We start from the raw sequence: 21,622 nt of genomic DNA on the forward strand, positions 1-21,622 counted from the left end.
TGACTTCAACTGAAAATCAATAAAGTATCGGAGAATGTGATTATCCACTTTCAAGCTTTGATTGTAAAACAAGTGAAAAAAATAGTGTTTTGCCCCAAAACCAAAAGAAAAGCCTGTCACACAAGCTCAAATGCTTGATATGATAGGCTTTTCAAAGGCTAATTATTTAACAGCGTCTTTAAGAGCTTTACCAGCTTTGAATGCTGGAACTTTAGAAGCTGCAATTGTGATTTCTTTACCAGTTTGTGGGTTGCGACCTTTACGTGCAGCACGCTCACGAACTTCAAAGTTACCAAAACCGATCAATTGAACTTTTTCACCAGCTGCAAGGTAGTCAGCTACTGCTGCGAACACAGCTTCAACTGCTACTGCTGAGTCTTTCTTAGTCAATTCTGTAGCTTCTGCTACTTTAGCGATCAAATCTTGTTTGTTTGCCATGTTAATGATTCCTCCAAATTAATTTCTAATTAACAAATATAATCATATCCTAAAATCCCTTATAGGTCAAGTTAAAAACGCTGTTTATTCGCATTTTCTTTATTTTTTTAGGACTGGTAACGTACCAAAATAGCCCAGGCATTCTCACCTGTATGTGTCTGAATAATAGAACCGGTTTCTAAAACAGAAATTGGCTTTTCAGCATAAGCTTGTAAGCTTTCTTTCATCTCTTTTGCCCAATCAGCATTACCAGAATATGAAATTCCAATCTCTGCTACAGAACGTTCAGAGAGAGATGTTGTCAACTCATCCAACCATTTTTTAAAGGTTTTAGCTCCACGACCTTTAACAATTGGCTGCAATTCATGGTCTTTCATTTGCATGACAACACGGATATTAAGAAGGGAGCTCAACAATCCAGTTACACGGCCAATTCGTCCACCTTTTACTAGATTTTCTAGAGTAGAAACACCAATGTAGAGCTCCGTATGTTTTTTTACATCTTCTACGTGAGCTAAAATCGTCTCCATATCTTTACCTTCTTGTGCTAATTTCGCAGCCTCAACAACTTGGAATTTCAAGGCTTGGTCAGTGAAGGAACTATCAATAACTGTCACATCGGCAGTAGATAAGCTAGCACCTTGACGTGCTGCTTCTACAGTACCAGAAAGGGCATGGGACATATGAATAGCAAGAATCTGGCTACCATCCTTGCATAGGTCTTCAAAAACTTCAGCAAAGACACCTACAGGTGGTTGACTTGTTTTCGGAAGATTCTTACTTTCTTGCATCAACTGAAGAAATTTACCTTCTTCTTTCAAATCCGCATCAGAATAAACAACATTATCAATCATTACAGATAATGGAACAATTGTAATATCTAATTGTTTTACTAGTTCTGGTTCAATGGTAACAGATGAATCGGTTACAATCTTAATTTTTGTCATAGTATCAATCTTTCTATTTTAGGATTCAGATTGGTTTTCTTACTTCTAATTATATCAAAAAAATATTAAAAATCCTAATGGAGTCAATCAAATTTTCCGTAAAAATTTGATATAATCATCTTATAAGAAAAGAGGTGTCCTATGATTAAAAAAATTTACCCCATTTTTACCATTTTACTAGGTGCTGCTATTTATGCTTTTGGACTGACTTATTTTGTAGTCCCTCATCATCTCTTTGAAGGAGGGGCGACAGGTATTACCCTTATCACCTTTTATCTTTTTAAAATCCCTGTTTCGCTCATGAACTTGCTGATTAACATTCCCCTTTTCATTCTAGCTTGGAAAATATTTGGAGCAAAATCCCTCTATTCTAGTTTGCTAGGAACCTTAGCCTTATCCGCCTGGTTAGCTTTTTTTGAACGTATTCCCCTTCATATTGACCTTCAAGGTGATTTACTAATCACAGCTCTTATAGCGGGAATTCTATTGGGAATCGGTCTTGGAATTATCTTTAATGCTGGAGGTACAACTGGTGGAACTGATATTCTAGCTCGTATTCTCAACAAATACACTCATATATCTATGGGGAAACTACTCTTTATCTTAGATTTTTGTATTCTCATGCTCATTCTCCTAATCTTCAAGGATTTGAGATTGGTTTCTTACACGCTCTTATTTGATTTTATCGTTTCTCGTGTCATTGATTTGATTGGAGAAGGTGGCTATGCTGGTAAAGGCTTTATGATTATCACAAAACGTCCTGACCAACTTGCTAAAACTATTAATGATGACCTAGGAAGAGGCGTTACTTTTATTTCCGGTCAAGGCTACTATAGTAAAGAAAATTTGAAAATCATTTACTGTATTGTCGGCAGAAATGAAATTGTGAAAATGAAGGAAATGATTCATCGAATCGATCCTCAAGCCTTTATAACTATTACAGAAGCCCACGAAATCCTTGGAGAAGGATTCACCTTTGAAAAAGAATAAAAAGAGGTAGTGTAGTGACCTCAAAAGTTAGACTTATACATCTATCTTTTGGGTTACAAACAACCTCTTTTTTGTTTACTTATGCTCTTAAGACCAATTCCGAGCAACTTCTTCATCTGCCTTTAACTGATCCACTAATTGGTCCACAGAATCAAATTTGGTCATATCACGAATTCGATCAAGCCAATAAACCATGACGGTTTCCCCATAAATATCTTGATTAAAATCAAAAATATTGACTTCAAAACGTGCTTCTTCTCCATCAAAGGTCACATTTTTTCCAACACTAGCCATAGCACGATACCTCTGTCTTTGAATCTCAACATCAACGACATAAACACCGTCTGCTGGCATATAAGTACGGTCTAAAAGCACCAAATTAGCTGTCGGATAACCAATCGTACGACCACGAGCATTACCATGAACCACCATACCTCTTGATGGAAGTGGTGCCCCCAAAAGTTCTCCTGCTTCTTTCACATTTCCGTCTAAAATAGCTTGACGGATACGAGTTGAACTAATCTTTCCTTTCTCATCTTCTACAGGTGGGACAATGATAACTTCTCCATCAAAGTAATCCTTTAGATCTTCTGCCGTTTTTTTGTCAGAACCAAATGTATAATCAAAACCTGCAACAATAATTTTAGCATTCATAGCTTTGATATAAGTTGCAAAAAATTCTTCTGCTGTGAGACTAGCGAATTGACTACTAAAATCAAGGAGATATAATTCCTCTACACCTTCACGTTTTAATTTTCTTTCACGTTCAGCAGGGTTCAAAATATGCAAAAATAAATCTGGATGATAGGGCTCTAAAGCAATCTTTGGAGATTCATTAAAGGTCATAACGACGATAGGCAATAAATCCTTCATCGCAGCCTTATTGGCAACACGAAATAATTCTTGATGCCCCTTGTGTATACCATCAAAATAGCCGAGAACAACGACTGAATCAGATGGTGTGCCAATATCTTTTTGGTTTTTTATAGGAATAGTAATAATCATAAAATAATTATATCATAGCGATAGCTATTTCTGGAACAGAAAATCTGAAATGTCGTTTTTTTCACCTGAAATGACCATTTTTACAAAAGTAAGTATCCTGCAACAAAAATGAGTGATGGATTATGGAATTAAAATTAATTTCTATAGTAGATTGAAACTAGAACACCACACTATAGCTACTAAAACATTTTAGAAATTCATTTGACCTTCCTGATCGTTTTGTTCATATTTTATTTCAATCTATTATAACATTTTTTAGAAAGCAAAGCGTATTATCCCAACTTCAATCCACTATAAAAGCCAGCGATTTCTGACGCTGGCTTTAAAACTGTAAAAAATTTTTCTCAACTAGATTGCTTCTGTGACAAAACTACGGCTTTCAAGTACCTTAAGCATGGCATTAGCTGTATCTAGGGCTGTGAAGAGTGGTACACCATGTTCAATGGCTGAACGACGAATTTGCTCACCATCTTCATCAGCAGTACGTTTGGTTCCAACTGTGTTAATGATAGCTTGGATTCTTCCTTTGCGAACAAAGCTTGGAATATCCTTATCATCATCACCTATCTTACCAACAGGTTGGGCTTGCATTCCATGACTAGCAAAGAAGGCTGCTGTCCCTTCTGTCGCGAGGATTCCATAACCAATATTTTGGAAACGACGCGCCAATTCCAATGCTTCTTCTTTTGCATCATCTGCGATGGTGAATACAACATTCCCAAAGGTTGGCAAGTGGAGGTATGAAGCTTCAAAAGCTTTATAGAGAGCTTTTTCAAGAGTGGTATCAGACCCCATAACTTCCCCTGTTGACTTCATTTCAGGACCAAGAAGGCTGTCTACCTTAGCTAGTTTGGTAAAGGAGAAGACTGGCGCCTTGATATGAACGCGAGTGCTTTCTGGATAAAGTCCATCTTGGTAACCAAGTTCTTCAAGACTTTGTCCAAGAATCAACTTAGTTGCTACCTGAGCCATAGGGATGTTGGTTACTTTAGAAAGGAATGGTACGGTACGGCTAGCTCGTGGATTGACTTCAATAACGTAGACTTTTTCATCCTTGATGACAAACTGGATATTCATCATTCCAAGGCAGTTAAGACCAATAGCTAAGCGTTTTGTGTAGTCCGCAATGGTTTCTCGGACTTTTTGAGATAAGGTTTGTGGAGGATAAACAGCCATGGAGTCACCTGAGTGGACACCAGCACGTTCGATATGCTCCATGATACCAGGGATAAGGACATTTTGTCCATCTGAGATAGCATCAACTTCACATTCTTGTCCAACGATATAAGAGTCGACAAGAACTGGATGGTCTGGACTAGCCTTAACAGCTGTTCGCATATAAGTGCGAAGATCTTCTTCGTTTTCTACGATTTCCATAGCACGCCCACCCAAGACATAAGAAGGACGAACGAGGACTGGGAAGCCAATCTTGCGAGCTGCAAGCACTGCTTCTTCTTCGTTTGTTGCAGTCTGTCCAGGAGGCTGTGGAATATCCAAGTCTTTGAGAGCTTGCTCAAAGAGATCACGGTCTTCGGCACGGTCTAGGTCAGCAACCTGCGTACCAAGGATAGTTACACCAGCTTTTGCTAATGGCTCAGCAAGGTTAATAGCTGTTTGACCACCAAACTGAACGATAACACCTTTTGGTTGCTCAAGGTCAATGACATTCATGACATCTTCAAATGTCAATGGTTCAAAGTAAAGTTTATCCGATACAGAGAAGTCGGTTGAAACGGTTTCTGGGTTTGAGTTCATGATGATGGCTTCGTAGCCAGCAGCCTGAATAGCCTTAACAGAGTGAACTGTTGCGTAGTCAAACTCAACCCCTTGACCGATACGGATTGGACCTGAACCTAGGACAAGTACAGATTCCTTATCAGACTTGATAGACTCATTTTCCCAGCCATAGGTTGAATAGAAATATGGTGTTTCAGAGTCGAACTCTGCCGCACAAGTATCAACCATCTTGTAAACTGGGACAATCTTATTTTCCAAACGAAGTTGGCGAACTTGGTCTGCTGTCGTTTCCCAAAGTTCCGCAATCTTACGGTCTGAGAAACCATTGAGTTTGGCAGTTTTCAAAACGTCTAGATCTTGTGAATGAGCACCCAATTCTTGCTCGATTTCAAAGATATGCAAGAGTTTATCAAGGTAAAAGATATCAATTTTTGTAAGCTCAGCGATTTCTTCTGGTGTGTAACCACGGCGAATGGCTTCTGACACATAGAAGAGACGATCATCTTGGGCCTTGACAACCTTTTCAATCAAGGAATCATCAGAAACTGCTGCAAGTTCAGGTATTTCATTGTGGTGCACACCAATTTCAAGGGAACGACAAGCTTTAAGAAGTGACTCTTCGATGTTACGACCTATCGCCATGACTTCTCCAGTCGCCTTCATCTGAGTACCCAGGCGGCGCTCACCCTTTTCAAACTTGTCAAATGGGAAACGTGGAATCTTGGCAACGACGTAGTCGAGGGCTGGCTCAAACATGGCATAGGTTGAACCTGTAACTGGGTTGATAACCTCATCCAAGGTCAAACCGACGGCAATCTTAGCGGCCAATTTGGCAATCGGATAACCTGTCGCCTTAGATGCAAGGGCTGAAGAACGTGATACACGAGGGTTTACTTCGATGACATAGTACTTGAAGCTGTGGGGATCAAGCGCAAGCTGAACGTTACATCCGCCTTCAATCTTGAGAGCGCGGATAATGCTCAAACTAGCATCACGAAGCATTTGGTTTTCATAGTCGGACATGGTTTGCGCAGGGGCAAATACGATAGAATCTCCTGTGTGAATTCCAACTGGGTCAAAGTTTTCCATGTTACAAACAACCAAAGCATTGTCAGCTGAGTCACGCATGACTTCGTATTCGATTTCCTTGAAGCCAGCAATGGAACGTTCAATCAAACATTGGGTAACAGGTGACAATTTCAACCCATTTTCAGCGATTTCACGCAATTCTTCCTCGTTAGCACACATACCACCACCAGTACCACCAAGGGTAAAGGCTGGACGAACGATGACTGGGTAACCAATAGTTGCTGCAAAGGCAACAGCTTCTTCAACCGTGTTGACAATTTCTGATTCTGGAATTGGTTGCTTGAGTTCTTCCATCAATTGTTTAAAGAGATCGCGGTCCTCCGCTTGGTCAATGGCAGATAATTTAGTCCCCAGAAGTTCGACACCAAGCTCATCAAGAATACCATTTTTAGACAATTCCATGGCCATATTGAGCCCTGTTTGCCCACCAAGAGTTGGAAGCAAGGCATCTGGACGTTCCTTACGAAGAATACGTGTCACAAACTCAAGTGTAATTGGTTCGATGTAAACCTTGTCTGCAATCTCCTTGTCCGTCATGATGGTGGCAGGGTTTGAGTTAACTAAGACAACCTCATAACCTTCCTCTTTCAACGACAAGCAGGCTTGGGTCCCAGCGTAGTCAAACTCAGCAGCCTGACCAATAATAATCGGACCAGAACCAATCACCATAATTTTTTGAATATCAGTACGTTTAGGCATAGTTTATGATACAAAGCCCGTAAAGAACACAGTGAAAATAGGAAACTCGGTGCAGACGCCTTCAGCGTCAAGACGATGTTTATCTTTTTCACACAGTTCTTAGGGCGTGTTCACTTCCGCGAACAATGTATCTTCTCCTTTCTATTCGGCAACTCTCGGGTTGCCATTAAATAAATTCTCCGACGATTTTTTAGAGAAACGATATTTTTCGATAAAAAATCTAGTGCAGGGAGTTTTTAGTTCGCCTGATAGCGACTAAAAGAAACGACCTGCCTTTCTATTCGTCGCCTCACAGAGCGACATTAAATAAGATACAAAGGACGAATAGAAAGCGATTGAATTTTAGGAAACCAAGGAAGGATTGACAATCCAAGTTGGTTTCTCTAAATTCCGAGCTTTCCGTCCGTGTTCAGTTACATAAATTCTCCGACGAGCTTTTACTCGTTCTTAGTTTGATTGTTTAAAAGCTTCCATCATCTCGATAAACTCGTCGAATAGGTAGCTTGCGTCGTGTGGACCAGGGGCTGCATCTGGGTGGTACTGAACAGAGAAAGCAGGTTGGTATCTGTGACGCACACCTTCAACTGACTTGTCATTGATTTCTTCGTGGGTAATAATCAAGTGATCTGGCAAATCCTCACGACTGACTGCATAACCATGGTTTTGGCTGGTGAAGTCTACACGTCCTGTAGCAATTTCACGTACTGCATGGTTAAAGCCACGGTGACCAAACTTCATCTTGTAAGTCTTTGCCCCGTTTGCCATGGCGAAGAGTTGGTGCCCCATACAAATACCAAAAATTGGAATTTTTCCTTGCACACCGCGAATCATATCTAGTGCCTGTGGAACGTCTTCGGGGTTACCTGGACCATTTGACAACATAACTCCGTCAGGATTGAGATGGAGAATTTCTTCAGCCGTTGTCGAATAAGGAACGACGGTCACGTTACAGTTGCGTTTAGAAAGCTCACGTAAGATTGAGTGCTTGAGACCAAAGTCCACTAGCACCACGCTCAAACCAACTCCTGGAGCTGGATATGAAGTTTTAGTAGAAACCTGCTTGATATTGTCTGTCGGCAAGACTGTTGCTTGGAGCTGGTCCGTCACATGATCCATGCTGTCTCCAACATGGGTCAAGGTTGCACGCATAGTACCATGCTTACGGATAATCTTAGTAAGGGCACGCGTATCAATTCCTGAAATACCCGGGATCTTCTTGGCTTTCAAAAATTCATCCAGCGTCATTTGATTTCGCCAGTTGCTTGCTCTACGTGCTTCTTCGAAAACAACGACTCCCTTACAAGTTGGAATAATAGATTCGTAATCATCACGGTTAATTCCATAATTTCCCACCAAAGGATAAGTAAAGGTCAAGATTTGTCCATTATAAGACTGGTCTGTAATGGATTCTTGGTAGCCGGTCATCCCTGTATTAAAGACGATTTCGCCTGTTACATCAATATCTGCTCCGAAGGCCTTGCCTTCAAAAACTGTGCCATCTTCTAATACTAGAAGTCTTTTTGTCATATTTTCACCTCTCGTGGACGCTCACTGGCGTCTTTTAACGTCTTGTGTTTTAGTTGGCGTTTCTACTCGCCAGTACGGATTCTAAGATTGCCATTCGAACAAAGACACCATTGGTCATTTGTTGGACAATCCGTGATTTTGGTGCTTCAACCAAGTGGTCTGCGATTTCTACATCACGGTTGACTGGAGCTGGGTGCATGAGGATTGCTGTTTCTTTCAAACGGTCATAACGTTCTTGAGTCAAGCCATGTTGAGCATGGTAGTCTTCTTTTGAAAAGACAGCTCCACTTTCATGGCGTTCATGTTGCACACGGAGAAACATCATGACATCCACCTGATCAATGATTTCATCAATAGTTACAAACTGTCCATAGTCTGCAAACTCTTGACTTCTCCATTCCTCAGGTCCAGCAAAATAAAGTTCTGCACCTAAGCGTTTCAAAATCTGCATATTGGATTTGGCAACGCGTGAATGGTCCAAGTCACCTGCAATCGCAACCTTGAGACCCTCAAAGTGACCAAATTCCTCATAAATAGTCATCAAATCAAGCAAGCTCTGGCTAGGGTGTTGTCCCGAACCATCTCCACCATTGATGATGGAAGTCGTAATCGTGGGACTAGCAATTAACTCTCTGTAGTAGTCAACCTCAGGGTGGCGAATCACACAGACATCCACTCCTAGAGCAGACAGAGTCAAAATGGTATCATAAAGTGTCTCCCCTTTATTAACTGAACTAGTCTTCACATCAAAGTCAAGTCGTTCCAATCCCAGTTTAATCTCTGCCACTTCAAAGGACTTATGCGTCCGTGTAGAATCCTCAAAGAAAAGATTGGAAACAATCGGGTGGTCTTCATAGGGAAGCTGAGCTCCGTTTTTAAACTCAATTCCTCGCTTGATCAATTTCATCACTTGATCGACAGTGAGGTCTTCCATGGACACCACATGGTTCAATGCTTGTTGATTTTCTGACATGGTTACTCCTTTAGCTTTCTAAGCTTCTTCAGTAATCAGAACTCTGTCTTGACCATCAAGTTCTGCCATCTCTACGATGATTTCTTCAGAACGACTAGTTGGGATATTTTTCCCAACGTAATCTGGACGGATAGGCAATTCTCTATGTCCACGATCGACTAGAACTGCTAAACTCACGCGCGCAGGACGACCATGACCGACAATATTATCAATAGCAGCACGGATGGTACGACCTGTATAGAGCACATCGTCCACCAAGATAACTTCACGGTCTGTTACATCAACAGAAACCAAAGAAGTATCTTCTCCACTTTTAACATCATCACGGAAAGGTTTTGTATCCAATTCCACAACAGGAACTGAAAGATTTTCTAGTTGCTCCAAACGTTCTTGAATACGGTGGGCGATAAAGACACCACGAGTTTTAATACCAGCCAAGACAATTTTATTCAAATCTTTGTTGCGTTCGATAATCTCGTAAGTAATACGCGTAATCGCCCGTTTGACGGTCAATTCGTCTACAACTTCTTTTGTCTTCATGACAAACCTCCAAAAAGAAAAGTCTCCTTAAACAAGGAGACTTGAAATGTATAGCTAAGCAAGCCCTACTGCAAACAGTATAGACTTTACCCTTCTACTTTATCACGCTCCTTGCCTGCCTCACGGGACAGGTTTAAAGGAATATTTAGTTACCAATTACTATAGCACAAAGCATGCTTAAAATCAAGCAAAAACTTTTGAAACCCCATTTTATAAATTGCTAAAATCATATAACTGTGGGTACTGGTCACACTCTGGATTTTTAGGATGACAAATAGCTCTTCCAAAATAAATCATGGCCTGATGAGCAGCTAACCACTGCTCCGGTGGCAAGATATCCATGACCCGCTTTTCCACCTCAAGAGGTGTCGCTGATTTTTTGACGATATCGTGGTGTTTGCTAATACGCTCCACATGAGTATCCACTGCAAAAGCTGGAATCCCAAACCCCACACTCATAACAACATTGGCTGTCTTGCGACCAACACCTGCCAAACTCTCCAATTCCTCACGTGTCTGAGGGACTTGACCATCAAAATCGTCTAGTAACTGTTGGGCACATTTTTTAAGGAATTTAGCCTTGTTCCGATACAGTCCCAGGCGAGAAATGTGTGAAGCAATCTCACCCTCTGTCGCCACAGACATGGCTTGTGGCGTTGGAAAGGCAGCAAAGAGACCTGGTGTGGCCTTATTTACTGCTGCGTCTGTTGTCTGGGCTGATAACATGACAGCAACCAAGAGTTCAAAATGATTGGTAAAATCAAGACTAGGCTTAGCATCTGGAAAAAGAGCAATGATTTCTTCTAACACTTTTCGTGCTCGTTTTTTTGACAAAACCATTATTCGTCCCCATCAAATAGTCCTTGTAAGCCAGCAAAAGGACTGTTTTCTTCTTTCTTAACTGCTTGTTGGGCCTGGTATTCTTCCTCTGTCATGATTTGCCAGTCATTTCCAGAAACAAATCCTTGACCAACCTCTTCTTCAGCTGTCAAGACCTTGATAGGGATATTAAGCAGGATATTGTCTGACACGCTCTCAGCAAGGTCAAGTTCTCCATTTTTGATAGGCAAGACCAAATCATCATCTAGAACTTCTTGATCTAGCTGGTTAGTTGCGCCTTCCATGAAAACTTCCGTGACTGGATAAGATTCAACTAACTCAACTGGCTCCATACTGCGACTTGAAGCAAGAACAATGGTATAAGATAGTTGATAATCTAAGAAATACATACGGTCTTCGTACTGTACTTTCCCAACTGCAAGGATATCTTTTATATCTAAAATTTCTTGATTGCGTGCACGCAGGTCTGCGGCTAAGTCTAAGGTTTGTTCAAAATGCAAGCCTTCAGACTGCTTACGAATTTCTTGAATATTTAATTTCATACTTCCTCCATAAAGATTTACTCTCTTGATTATACCATGAAAAGCCTACAAATCAGCACACCAAACTCTGTAATTAAATTTCGATTTTTTAATATATTTATCACTATATTTTTTGGTGCTATACTATAGGCAATAATACATCAGAGCAAGGAGGATGCTCACATGGAAGACAAAGAACTCATTACTAATGCCTACCACACTGATTTTAGAGATTAGAATTTCCAATTTTCTGTTGACAAAATAACCTGAAAGGTATAGGATAAAGATACTAATACTCGGAGGTAAAGGAGACATGAACAACTAAGTCTATCAAATAAAGAACCTTTATTTAGTAGATCTTGTTTTTGTCTCTTTTTGTGTGCTCTTTTATGCTCTTTTTCTGGCATTTTATACTCAATGAAAATCAAAAAGCAAACTAGGAAGCTAGCCGCAGGTTGCTCAAAGCACTGCTTTGAGGTTGTAGATAAGACTGACGAAGTCAGCTCAAAACACTGTTTTGAGGTTGTGGATAGAACTGACGAAGTCAGTAACCATATCTACGGTAAGGCGACGCTGACGTGGTTTGAAGAGATTTTCGAAGAGTATTAATAGAGTTTTTTTGACATAGACTTTGGGCTCTACTAAGTAAAGTAGAGCTTTTTGTTATGCACTATCAACATTCTAGAAAGGGCAATCATATGATAAAAATCAATCACCTGACCATCACACAAAACAAAGATTTACGAGACCTTGTCTTTGACCTCAGCATGACCATCCAAGACGGGGAAAAGGTAGCTATTATTGGAGAGGAAGGAAATGGCAAATCAACATTACTTAAAACTTTAATGGGGAAATATTTGTCTGATTTCACTATCAAGGGAGACATCCAGTCTGACTATCAGTCACTAGCCTATATTCCTCAAAAACTTCCCGAGGAGCTGAAAAAGAAAAGTCTACACGACTACTTCTTTTTAGATTCTATTGATTTAGACTACAGTATCCTCTATCGTTTGGCTGAGGAATTGCATTTTGATAGCGATCGTTTCGCTAGCGACCAAAATATTGGCAGTCTATCAGGGGGCGAAGCTTTGAAAATTCAGCTCATCCATGAGTTAGCCAAACCCTTTGAGATTCTATTTTTAGATGAACCTTCAAATGACCTGGACCTTGAAACAGTTGATTGGCTAAAAGGTCAGATTCGAAAGATTCGGCAAACCGTTATTTTCATTTCCCATGATGAGGACTTTCTTTCTGAAACGGCAGACACTATTGTTCACTTGCGACTGGTCAAGCACCGTAAAGAAGCGGAAACACTAGTAGAGCATTTAGATTATGATAGCTATAGCGAGCAGAAAAAGGCTAATTTTGTCAGACAAAGTCAGCACGCTGCCAACGACCAACGAGCCTATGATAAAAGCATGGAAAAGCATCGGCGAGTTAAACAAAATGTAGAAACTGCGCTTCGAGCTACCAAAGACAGTACTGCTGGGCGCCTATTGGCTAAAAAGATGAAAACTGTCCTCTCTCAAGAAAAACGCTTTGAAAAGATAGCTCAGTCCATGACCCAAAAACCACTTGAAGAGGAAGAAATCAGACTTTTCTTCTCAGATATACAGCCATTACCTGCTTCTAAAGTCTTAATCCAACTGGAAAAAGAAAATTTATCCATTGGCGAGCGAATTTTGGTGCAAGAACTACAATTAACTGTTCGTGGCCAAGAAAAAATTGGCATCATCGGCCCAAATGGTATTGGAAAGTCAACTCTGTTAGCCAAGTTACAGCAACTTCTTAATGATAAAAGAGAAATTTTGCTTGGTTATATGCCACAAGATTACCACAAAAAACTGGAATTGGATTTATCACCAATCGCCTATCTGAGCAAAACTGGGGAAAAAGAGGAACTGCAGAAAATCCAATCTCACTTAGCCAGTCTCAATTTCAGTTATCCAGAAATGCAACATCAAATTCGCTCCTTATCTGGTGGACAACAGGGAAAACTCCTGCTTTTGGATTTAGTGCTGCGCAAACCAAACTTTCTCCTGTTGGACGAACCCACACGAAACTTTTCTCCCACTTCTCAACCCCAAATCAGAAAACTCTTTGCCACTTATCCTGGCGGTCTCATCACTGTTTCGCATGACCGTCGTTTCTTAAAAGAGGTCTGCTCGATCATCTATCGCTTGACAAAAAATGGTTTGGAAGTCGTTGATTTAGAAGATTTATACTCATAAGGATAATTATTTGCTTTGGAGCGCTATTTGAACATTATAATCAGTGAATAAATCTTATATCCACAGTCAAGTCAATCATTTCTTGTAATCAACTCTAAATAGACGGATAAAAACTACTTCTAACTATCAAAAAACGAGCACTTCCTCTTTTGGAAATGCTCGTTTTCTTATGTTACCATGGTTTATAATTACAATGAGAAATGGGAAACAGCCCTGAATGGCAAAATCTCCTAGATCTCCGACTACCAACTTTTTTACTCTACTGGTTTTTCTTGATTTCCAGTACTTGTTGTAGATTCTGTTGTTCCCTTTTCTGAAGTTGATTCAGCAGGTTTAGAATCTGTTGTGTTGCTTGGTTTATTTTCGTCACTTGCAGTTTCACTGTTAGATTCTGCAGCTGCTGATGTTTCAGTTTCGGTACTGTTCTTATCAGACTTTGTTGCTGGAGTTGCTTCTTCACTCGCACTTGATTTTGACTTGATTTCTTGATTCAAAACCAGAATAGCTTTTGTCAATTCAAGTAAAGCAGCCTTATCTTTACTCTTAGCAGAAAGTTGATCTAGTAAAGCATCTACCTTATCAAAGTCCGCATCAGAACCCTTATTGTTTTCTAAGTAAGCGTGAAGCGACATGAGAATATCGTAGAGTTTTTGATAGAGTACAAGTGTCTGAGGATCTTGCTCAGTATTTTCCTTCTCTTGTTGAAGGGCGCTAGCGATACGAGTCAAGACGTCTTTCACCTGACTGTTTACTTCATCCAAATCTGCATCAGCCTTGTTTGTAGCAGCTTTGAGATTTTCTACTTCTTCTGCCAAGGATTGTCTGATTCCTTCTTCTTGGATTTGTTCCAAGAGTTGAGTTGCCTTGTTCAAGAGGCTTTCTACTTCTTCCTTGCTAACATGATTGACATGTTCTTCAGGCATAAAGTCTCCGTACAATTCTTTCAAGAAGCCATAAATAGCTGTCTTAGCAGTTTGGTTATCTACTTTTTCAGTATCTAGAACTGTATGAGTCGATTTAGCAGTAGTTGGCTGAGCTTTCAACGCTTCTTCCACTTCTTGTTTTGCCTGATAGATACTTGGGAATAATTTGTTCAATTCTGCTGCCTTAAGGAAGGATTGAGATTGATACAAGGTCCAAGTCAACTGAGCTACTTTGTTTCGAAGTTCATCACTCAAACGACCGTCATTTACGTGTTCGTAGAAGTACTTGATGTATTCTACAGTTGTAACACCTGTTCGATCATTAAAGTCTTGAAGAGCTTGAAGTTGTGATTCAACCGCTGCTAAAGCAGCCTCATCTTTAGCCAACTTAGCTTCTTGGAGTCGAACAAGAAGATCTTTCTTAGGAAGTCCGTAAGAGTCTGTATCCAGTGTATTGATTTTATCAATCAAGGCCTGATATTTCTTATCTAAAGCACTTGTTTTAACAGGCTTGATACTTTCATCAATATGGATATATTGCTTATCAAAGAGATCCAGTGTTGCAAGATAACCTGCTGTAGAGTTAGTTGCCAGTTTCTTCATGTTTTCAGTAAACTGACCTAAAGCTAACTCTATCTGTCTTTGTTCGATAGGTTTGTCTTTATAGATGTTTCTGCTTTCAGCTAGAAGTTGGTCTACTTTTGCCAAAACTACCTTCTCATCAAAAGCTCCAGGTTGGTAGTTGGATTGTAGAGCTGGAATTTTATTTTTCAAAGCCACTTCATAGCCCTTGGTTTGAACCTTGATGTAGTGATTATGGTCACCATGAGGGATCACAAAACTACCATTTTCTACCTGCAAACTATAAGGAGACACACCATCACGTAAGGCAGTCGTATAAAGTTCATTTAGGAAATCAAGTTCTGGATTTCCAGTTTGAAGAGGAATCCGAACGTGTTCCTTACGAACAGCGTAAGGATGAATATGAGTTGGATCGTAGGCTTGGTCTGGATTTCCAAAGACAAAGAATCCGTTTGAAATTCTAATAGCTTCAAGTGGCACACCATAGGTCTTAGAAATATAAGCAATTTTTTCTTCATCACTAGCATCTCTTGAAAAAGACTCTACCGTTTTAGCAAGAGGTTTTACAGGCTCTGCATCATGATGTGTTTTCAAATGATCCTGAGCTTCCTTAATTTGCTCCGCTGTCAAGTCCTTCTTGAAGAAATAATGATTGTGGTCTCCGTGACTCATGACAAATCCTTGCTCATCCTCACTGATAACACGATTAGCATCAAAACCGTGATCATGGTCTTCATCATGATGGTGTCCATGATGATCTTCATCGTGATCGTCATCATGAGCTGGATTTGGTGTTGTTTTATTTGCCCCTTTCAAGTGGGCTTGCGCGGCCTTAATTTGGTCTGCTGTCAAATCCTTCTTGAAGAAGTAATGATTGTGATCACCGTGACTCATGATAAAACCTTGCTCATCTTCAGCAATAATACGATTGGCATCAAATCCATGTCCACCTTCTTCATGCTCCTCATGTGAAGTTCCTGGATTGATTGGAAGAGATGGCGAAGGTGTTGTTAGACCATTATTTGGAAGAGTCGGTTGACCAATTATGGTCGATTTTGGAATGTAATGGAAATGATCACCATGTCTTACAATATAAGCTGTAGCCGTTTCTTCAACGATATCTTTTGGATTAAAGATATAGCCATCAGAAGTTGAAGAGAGTTCCTTACGTGTCGTTGAAGAAGAAGGATTGCTTGAAAGACTTCCAAGACTAGACGCTACTTTATTAGGTTTTTCATTTGTAGAAACTGTAGAACCAGTTCCGCCTATAGGCACCATTCTGGCAATCTTTTCTTCTAAAGCAGAGAGTTTGCTGTAAGGAATAAAGTGATAATGGTCGCCATGCGGAATCGCAACTCCATTCGGTGTACGACTGACAATCTTAGCAGGGTCAAAGACTAAGCCATCTGATTCACTGTAACGTTGGTCGCTAGGTGAATCATAGAGTTCTTTCAATAGACTTTGGAGATTTTCAACTTTGCTTTCTGGCTTGCTAGTTGATCCGTGTGCTACAGATTGCGTGTTATTGTCACTAGCTGTTGAAGAATAGCTTAACTGACTCGGTTGCGTATTTTTCCCAGCTAGAATAGCTTTGGCTACTGCTAATTCACTAGCAGATAAATCACTTTTTGGAATGTAGTGATAGTGACCTCCATGAGGAACGATATAAGCATCACCAGTATCTTCAATAATGTCAGCTGGATTAAAGACATAACCATCATCTGTTGTATAGCGTCCCTGAGACCTTGCTACAGAAACATCTGAGCTGACCTTCTCATTATCTTTGACGTGTTCTTGTTTTTGACGGTTGATTTCATCTTTGGTTCGAACATTATCAGCATGAGCTGCATCTTTCAAATAGACATAATATTTTCCATCGACCTTGATGATATAGCCACCCTTGACCTCATTGACAATATCTCCATCCTTAAGTTGATAGTTTGGGTCCTTCATCAAAAGTTCTTCACTAAAGAGGGCATCATAAGGAACTTTCCCATTATAGTAATGATAGTGATCACCATGTGATGTAACATAACCCTGATCTGAAATCTTGATGACAATTTGCTCAGCCTGAATCCCTTCTTTTTGGCTAACCTGATCTGGTGTCAGGTTTTCAGTTTTCTGACTGGACTGGCTGCCATCCACATAAGAGACACGATTATTGTCCTTATCTTCCTGCGAGCGATGCTGATTTAGCGCATAAGCACATAGACTCAAGGACACGATAACAGCTGATCCGACTGCTATATACTTTTTACTGAATTTCATAAATTCCTCATTTCAATAAATGATGAAGCTTTTTCTTAACTTCTTTTTCTCGGTTAAACAATTTTTTCTAAACTGGTTATTTAACCAATTAATTAACCAGTAAATAGTTTACCTTTTTTAAGCTTATCTGTCAAGATTTTTATAACATTTTAAAAAATAAAAGCCAGTATTACTACTGACTCTTACATCATTTTGATTTAATAGGATAAACCTCTGCTTCTGGTTTCGTCGTTACTGACTCACTCCCTTTTAACAAAGCAAGTAATTTTTCTACTTCTACCATGATACCATTATTATCCATGGTTTGGAGACTCAAGTTATTTCGTAAACCAGCTAGGGTTTCAGTCGCATTGGCTTTCAAACTAGCATCCGTTACTTTAGCAAGTAAAGTTTCTGCTTCTTTGAGTTTGGCTTCTACTTTCTCAGTCTCTACCTGAGGGACTTCTGGCTCAGCAGGTGTTTCCTCTACTGGCTCTTCATCTGCTTTGAAGTTCTTATTTGGATCTTCACTGTGGTCTTTCTTACCTAAGACATGCTCGCTGGCATTACCCCATCCATCATTAGAATGTGGACGTTCGTCAGGATGTTCAACATAGTACTTAATCGTCGCAAATAAGTCTTCCAAGGTATAACCATTTGGAGCCTTGTATGAATGATCATCAAACCAAGCGAATTTAATATTATGGTAATGATCCTTATGAGGAATGATTAAATTACCATTTTTTATCTCAACTGTATGCTCAACCATGTATGGAAGTCGAACAAGTGGAATTCGTTTCTCCCCTTTTACACGATTGTAAATAGCGGCTGCACTATCTCCAGTTGGATTTGCTTGAGCATCTGCATCTGGAGATGGAGGTAGGATTCCTTTTTCTTTAGTATAGGCTTGAGCGGCTGCTTTTTCCTTATCAGAAAGACTGTCTTTTCCAATCCAGTGACTATGACCCATATGAGGCGTTACATAGGCATCTCCTTCATCACTGATAATATCATGTTCGTCAAAAATGTAGCCATCTGAGGTTGTATACTTATCAGCTAATTGTGCAATACGGACTTCGTTTTCGGTATATTCAATTTGAGAATTTGGCTTACCAAGACGTTCTGGATGGGTAATTGGTGCTAGGAATGCCAATAAATCATCTACTAATTTTCCTTTATTAGAAGATTCATCATTCAAACGTTCTGCTAATTTGTCTAAAACCTGGAAATCAGAAGTACGACCCTTATTTTCAGACAAAGCTTTATGAGCCTCGGCCAATAAATTATATGCTTTATCATAAAATTCTTGATCACGAGGAGCGACATTTTCTTTCTTCGCAACTAGGGCATGTGTCTCTTGAGTTTTCTTAGACAAGAGATTTTCAATAGCGTCAATCTTATCCTTAGCCAAGTCTTTAGCTAGAACATAACGACTGACTCCCTTATCCTCGAAAATATAACCGTCGCCAACTTTTCTAACAACCTGGTTGACATCAAGTTCAGTCGGTTTATTTTCCACTGGTGCAAGAGGTTTGGTAGTAGGGGCTGGCTTCAAAGGAGTGACGCTTGGCAAGACACTGCCATTTTGTCCCTTAACAACTATCATACGAGCCAATTTTTCTTCCAGCGGTGACATTTGTGAATAAGGAATAAAGTGATAATGGTCTCCATGAGGCACTGCAACACCGTTAGCTGTACGTTTGATAATTTGTGCCGGATCAAAGACTAAGCCATCCGATTCCACATGTCGTTCTGACAAAGGTTTGGCATACAATTCACGTAAAAGTGTTGGAATATCTTCCCCTTGATTTTGATGATAAGTTGGAGTGACAGTCAGATTAGGAGTCTCTGGCAAACTTGGTTGAGTTGGTTTAGCATTATCACTACTTGGTTTACTTGAACTTATAGCAGAATGTGAGCCCTGTTTACCATTCCAATAAGCTTGAGCAGCAGCTAATTCTCCTGCTGACAAATCACTCTTAGGAATATAGTGGAAATGATTGCCGTGAGGGACAACAAAAGCATCACCTGTATCTTCAATCACATCTGTCGGATTAAAGACATACCCATCATCCGTTGTATAAGCGCCTCCAGTTCCTCGATTCGGTGCCTGCGTATTGAGATTAAAGTTTGGTTTAATGGTTGAACTTGGTGTTGAACTTGTTTTCTCAGGACTGCTTGGTTTCGTATTATCAGTATGACCTTGAACTGGCTGACCTCCAATTGGCAGATTTCGAGCCAATTTTTCTTCCAAAGCAGACATTTGTGAATAAGGAATGAAATGGAAATGATCTCCATGAGGCACTGCCACACCATTGGCAGTACGTTTTGTAATCTGTGCTGGATCAAATACTAAGCCATCAGACTCCACATGACGTTGGCTAAGTGGCAAGGCGTACAATTCTTGAAGAAGACTATCCAAGTCCTCACTTTGACTTTCAGGAGCTTTGGCAGAATCTTGAGGAGACACAGATTGACTCGTTCTCACACTATATCTTGTTTCAGATCTGCTTGAACGATATTCAACCGTACTTAATTGACCCCCTTTTCCAGATAAGAAGGCTTGGGCTGCAGCTAATTCACTAGCAGACAAGTCACTCTTAGGAATATAGTGGAAGTGATTGCCATGAGGAACGATATAAGCATCACCCGTGTCCTCAATGATATCAGACGCATTGAAGATATACCCATCATCCGTTGTATAACGTCCTTGGGCTCTGGCTGCAGCAACAGCATTATCTGTGCTTGCATTATGATTATGACTATGTTCCTGCTTCTGACGTTTAATCTCTTCTTTTGTTCGAATATTGTCCGCATGGGCCGCATCTTTAAGGTAAACATAGTATTTTCCGTCTACCTTAATCACATAGCCACCCTTGATTTCATTGACAATGTCTGAATCCTTCAACTGATAATTCGGATCTTTCATGAGGAGTTCTTCACTGATGATAGCGTCATAAGGAACCTTCCCATTATAGTAATGATAATGGTCTCCATGAGAGGTCACATAACCTTGATCCGTAATCTTGATGACGATTTGCTCGGCGTTGATTCCCTCTCTCTTACTGACTTCATCTGGTGTCAAATTTTCTGCCTTTTGACCAGCCTGATCACCATCTATATAAGCAACTCGATTAGAATCTTTCTTAACTTGACCAGCTTGATACCGACCAAGCTCATAGGAACAAACACTTAGGGCAAGAACTGCCACCGAACCTGCTACATATTTTTTATTGATTTTCATTCTTTCCTCATTTCAATTCTTCTGCTAGAACACTCATATTTTCTTCAAGGTTTTCTAGATAAGTCTTGTCATTTTGTGGGTCTGCCTCTAAAGGATTCAGAGTTTTAAGACCCACACCTGTTGATTTGACAAGAGTTTCAGCTACTTTTGAAGAAGCATTACTTTCTGTAAAAATCGTTTTAACCTTATAGGTTTTAACAAATTCCTGAATTTCAGTTAGTTGTCTTGGACTTGGTTCTTGTTCAGGAGAGATACCTGCAATACCCAATTGATTAAGTCCAAATCGCTTAGCTAGATAAGAAAAGGCTGTATGTTGTGTTACAAAGGTTTTCTGACTCGCTTTTTCAAATTTAGGTTGGAATTTCTTAGTCAATTCCTGAGCTTTTTTGATAAAGGCTTGCGCATTTTTCTGGTAAGTTTCTTTATGCTCACTATCCACCTCTGAAAGTTTATCAGCGATAATCTGCGCTTCTTCGCCAGCTTTTTCAGGATCTAGCCAAGTGTGAGGGTCATAGAGCGTTTTTTCATCAACACCATCTCCTGCTTCCACATCTTCTAGCCCTGGGACGCGGTCCAAGGTCATTCCCTCTGAAGCCTCTAAAACCTTAACTTTAGATTTTTTTAGATTGGGATCTAAACTTCCTGCCCAAGATTCGAGCGTATGAGAATGATAAACAAAGACGTCTGCATCATAGATGGCTGCGATATCATTTGCTGAAGGTTCAAAAGAGTGAATACCGCTACTTGACTGAATCATTCGAACATCATTCAAGTCACCAGATACTTCCTTTACCATAGCGTAGATAGGATAGAAACTAGTCACAATTTTCATCCCTTTCCCTGTTTGGCTTTCCTTTTGACCACAAGCCCCTAAACACAAAAGAAAGACACTTAACAATACTAAAAATAAACTTTGTTTTTTCATGGATAACCCCTTAACTATTTAATTAACTGGTAAACATTCTACTCCTAAAAATTTAATCTGTCAAGCTATTTTTAGAAAAATTTTGAAATTTCTTTCACATATAAAAATCTGCTGAGTTTCAACAACTCAACAGATTCTCACTTTATATACTCAATGAAAATCAA

General features: G+C 39.9%; 15 protein-coding genes. 3 read left to right on the forward strand and 12 right to left on the reverse strand.

All coding sequences use genetic code 11. The features are described 5' to 3' along the window. Positions 1 to 162: 162 nt before the first annotated feature. Positions 163 to 438, reverse strand: a complete 276-nt coding sequence (locus HT717_RS02470; RefSeq protein WP_020901100.1) for an HU family DNA-binding protein — start codon at positions 436 to 438, stop codon at positions 163 to 165. A 107-nt stretch (positions 439 to 545) separates the two neighbouring features. Beyond that, entirely contained in the window at positions 546 to 1,385 is an 840-nt protein-coding gene (locus tag HT717_RS02475; protein ID WP_049539284.1) for a DegV family protein, read from the reverse strand. A gap of 141 nt (positions 1,386 to 1,526) precedes the next feature. Here HT717_RS02475 and HT717_RS02480 point away from each other — a divergent pair, with 141 nt between their 5' ends. Then, positions 1,527 to 2,375, forward strand: a complete 849-nt coding sequence (locus tag HT717_RS02480; protein ID WP_049539282.1) for a YitT family protein — start codon at positions 1,527 to 1,529, stop codon at positions 2,373 to 2,375. A gap of 87 nt (positions 2,376 to 2,462) precedes the next feature. On the opposite strand, the gene HT717_RS02485 is transcribed toward HT717_RS02480, so the two are convergent. The 7 genes from HT717_RS02485 to HT717_RS02515 all read right to left on the reverse strand — a co-directional run bounded on the left by HT717_RS02485 (position 2,463) and on the right by HT717_RS02515 (position 11,327). Next, positions 2,463 to 3,380 (reverse strand): bifunctional riboflavin kinase/FAD synthetase, encoded by a 918-nt coding sequence (locus HT717_RS02485; protein WP_049539280.1) that lies wholly within the window; start codon positions 3,378 to 3,380, stop codon positions 2,463 to 2,465. A 348-nt stretch (positions 3,381 to 3,728) separates the two neighbouring features. Next, on the reverse strand, positions 3,729 to 6,905 hold the full coding sequence (carB, locus tag HT717_RS02490) for a carbamoyl-phosphate synthase large subunit (protein WP_049539279.1): 3,177 nt from the start codon (positions 6,903 to 6,905) through the stop codon (positions 3,729 to 3,731). Positions 6,906 to 7,352: 447 nt separating this feature from the next. Further along, positions 7,353 to 8,432, reverse strand: coding sequence for a carbamoyl phosphate synthase small subunit (locus HT717_RS02495; RefSeq protein ID WP_000166852.1), 1,080 nt, complete (start codon positions 8,430 to 8,432; stop codon positions 7,353 to 7,355). Positions 8,433 to 8,481: 49 nt separating this feature from the next. Next, on the reverse strand, positions 8,482 to 9,405 hold the full coding sequence (locus tag HT717_RS02500; RefSeq protein ID WP_084926577.1) for an aspartate carbamoyltransferase catalytic subunit: 924 nt from the start codon (positions 9,403 to 9,405) through the stop codon (positions 8,482 to 8,484). Between the two features lie 18 nt (positions 9,406 to 9,423). Next, positions 9,424 to 9,945, reverse strand: a complete 522-nt coding sequence (gene pyrR / locus HT717_RS02505) for a bifunctional pyr operon transcriptional regulator/uracil phosphoribosyltransferase PyrR (RefSeq protein ID WP_000850023.1) — start codon at positions 9,943 to 9,945, stop codon at positions 9,424 to 9,426. 210 nt (positions 9,946 to 10,155) lie between these two features. After that, positions 10,156 to 10,785: an endonuclease III gene (nth, locus tag HT717_RS02510; RefSeq protein WP_173304286.1), complete on the reverse strand. Its 630-nt coding sequence runs from the start codon at positions 10,783 to 10,785 to the stop codon at positions 10,156 to 10,158. After that, on the reverse strand, positions 10,785 to 11,327 hold the full coding sequence (locus HT717_RS02515; protein ID WP_173304288.1) for a DUF177 domain-containing protein: 543 nt from the start codon (positions 11,325 to 11,327) through the stop codon (positions 10,785 to 10,787). Before HT717_RS02515 ends, nth begins: the two co-directional genes overlap by 1 nt. A gap of 396 nt (positions 11,328 to 11,723) precedes the next feature. Here HT717_RS02515 and HT717_RS09880 point away from each other — a divergent pair, with 396 nt between their 5' ends. Continuing rightward, positions 11,724 to 11,915: a hypothetical protein gene (locus tag HT717_RS09880; protein WP_077805014.1), complete on the forward strand. Its 192-nt coding sequence runs from the start codon at positions 11,724 to 11,726 to the stop codon at positions 11,913 to 11,915. Between the two features lie 56 nt (positions 11,916 to 11,971). Continuing rightward, on the forward strand, positions 11,972 to 13,537 hold the full coding sequence (locus tag HT717_RS02525) for an ATP-binding cassette domain-containing protein (RefSeq protein WP_049539660.1): 1,566 nt from the start codon (positions 11,972 to 11,974) through the stop codon (positions 13,535 to 13,537). Positions 13,538 to 13,791: 254 nt separating this feature from the next. On the opposite strand, the gene HT717_RS10035 is transcribed toward HT717_RS02525, so the two are convergent. From HT717_RS10035 to adcAII, 3 genes are all read right to left on the reverse strand, one after another. Then, on the reverse strand, positions 13,792 to 17,310 hold the full coding sequence (locus tag HT717_RS10035; RefSeq protein WP_049539662.1) for a pneumococcal-type histidine triad protein: 3,519 nt from the start codon (positions 17,308 to 17,310) through the stop codon (positions 13,792 to 13,794). 187 nt (positions 17,311 to 17,497) lie between these two features. Next, positions 17,498 to 20,533: a pneumococcal-type histidine triad protein gene (locus HT717_RS02535; protein WP_049539663.1), complete on the reverse strand. Its 3,036-nt coding sequence runs from the start codon at positions 20,531 to 20,533 to the stop codon at positions 17,498 to 17,500. Between the two features lie 7 nt (positions 20,534 to 20,540). Further along, positions 20,541 to 21,458: a zinc-binding lipoprotein AdcAII gene (gene adcAII / locus HT717_RS02540; protein ID WP_049539664.1), complete on the reverse strand. Its 918-nt coding sequence runs from the start codon at positions 21,456 to 21,458 to the stop codon at positions 20,541 to 20,543. Between the last annotated feature and the right edge of the window lie 164 nt (positions 21,459 to 21,622).

The sequence above is a fragment of the Streptococcus sp. 959 genome, assembly GCF_013277075.1.
In the GTDB taxonomy this organism is placed as follows: domain Bacteria; phylum Bacillota; class Bacilli; order Lactobacillales; family Streptococcaceae; genus Streptococcus; species Streptococcus pseudopneumoniae_C.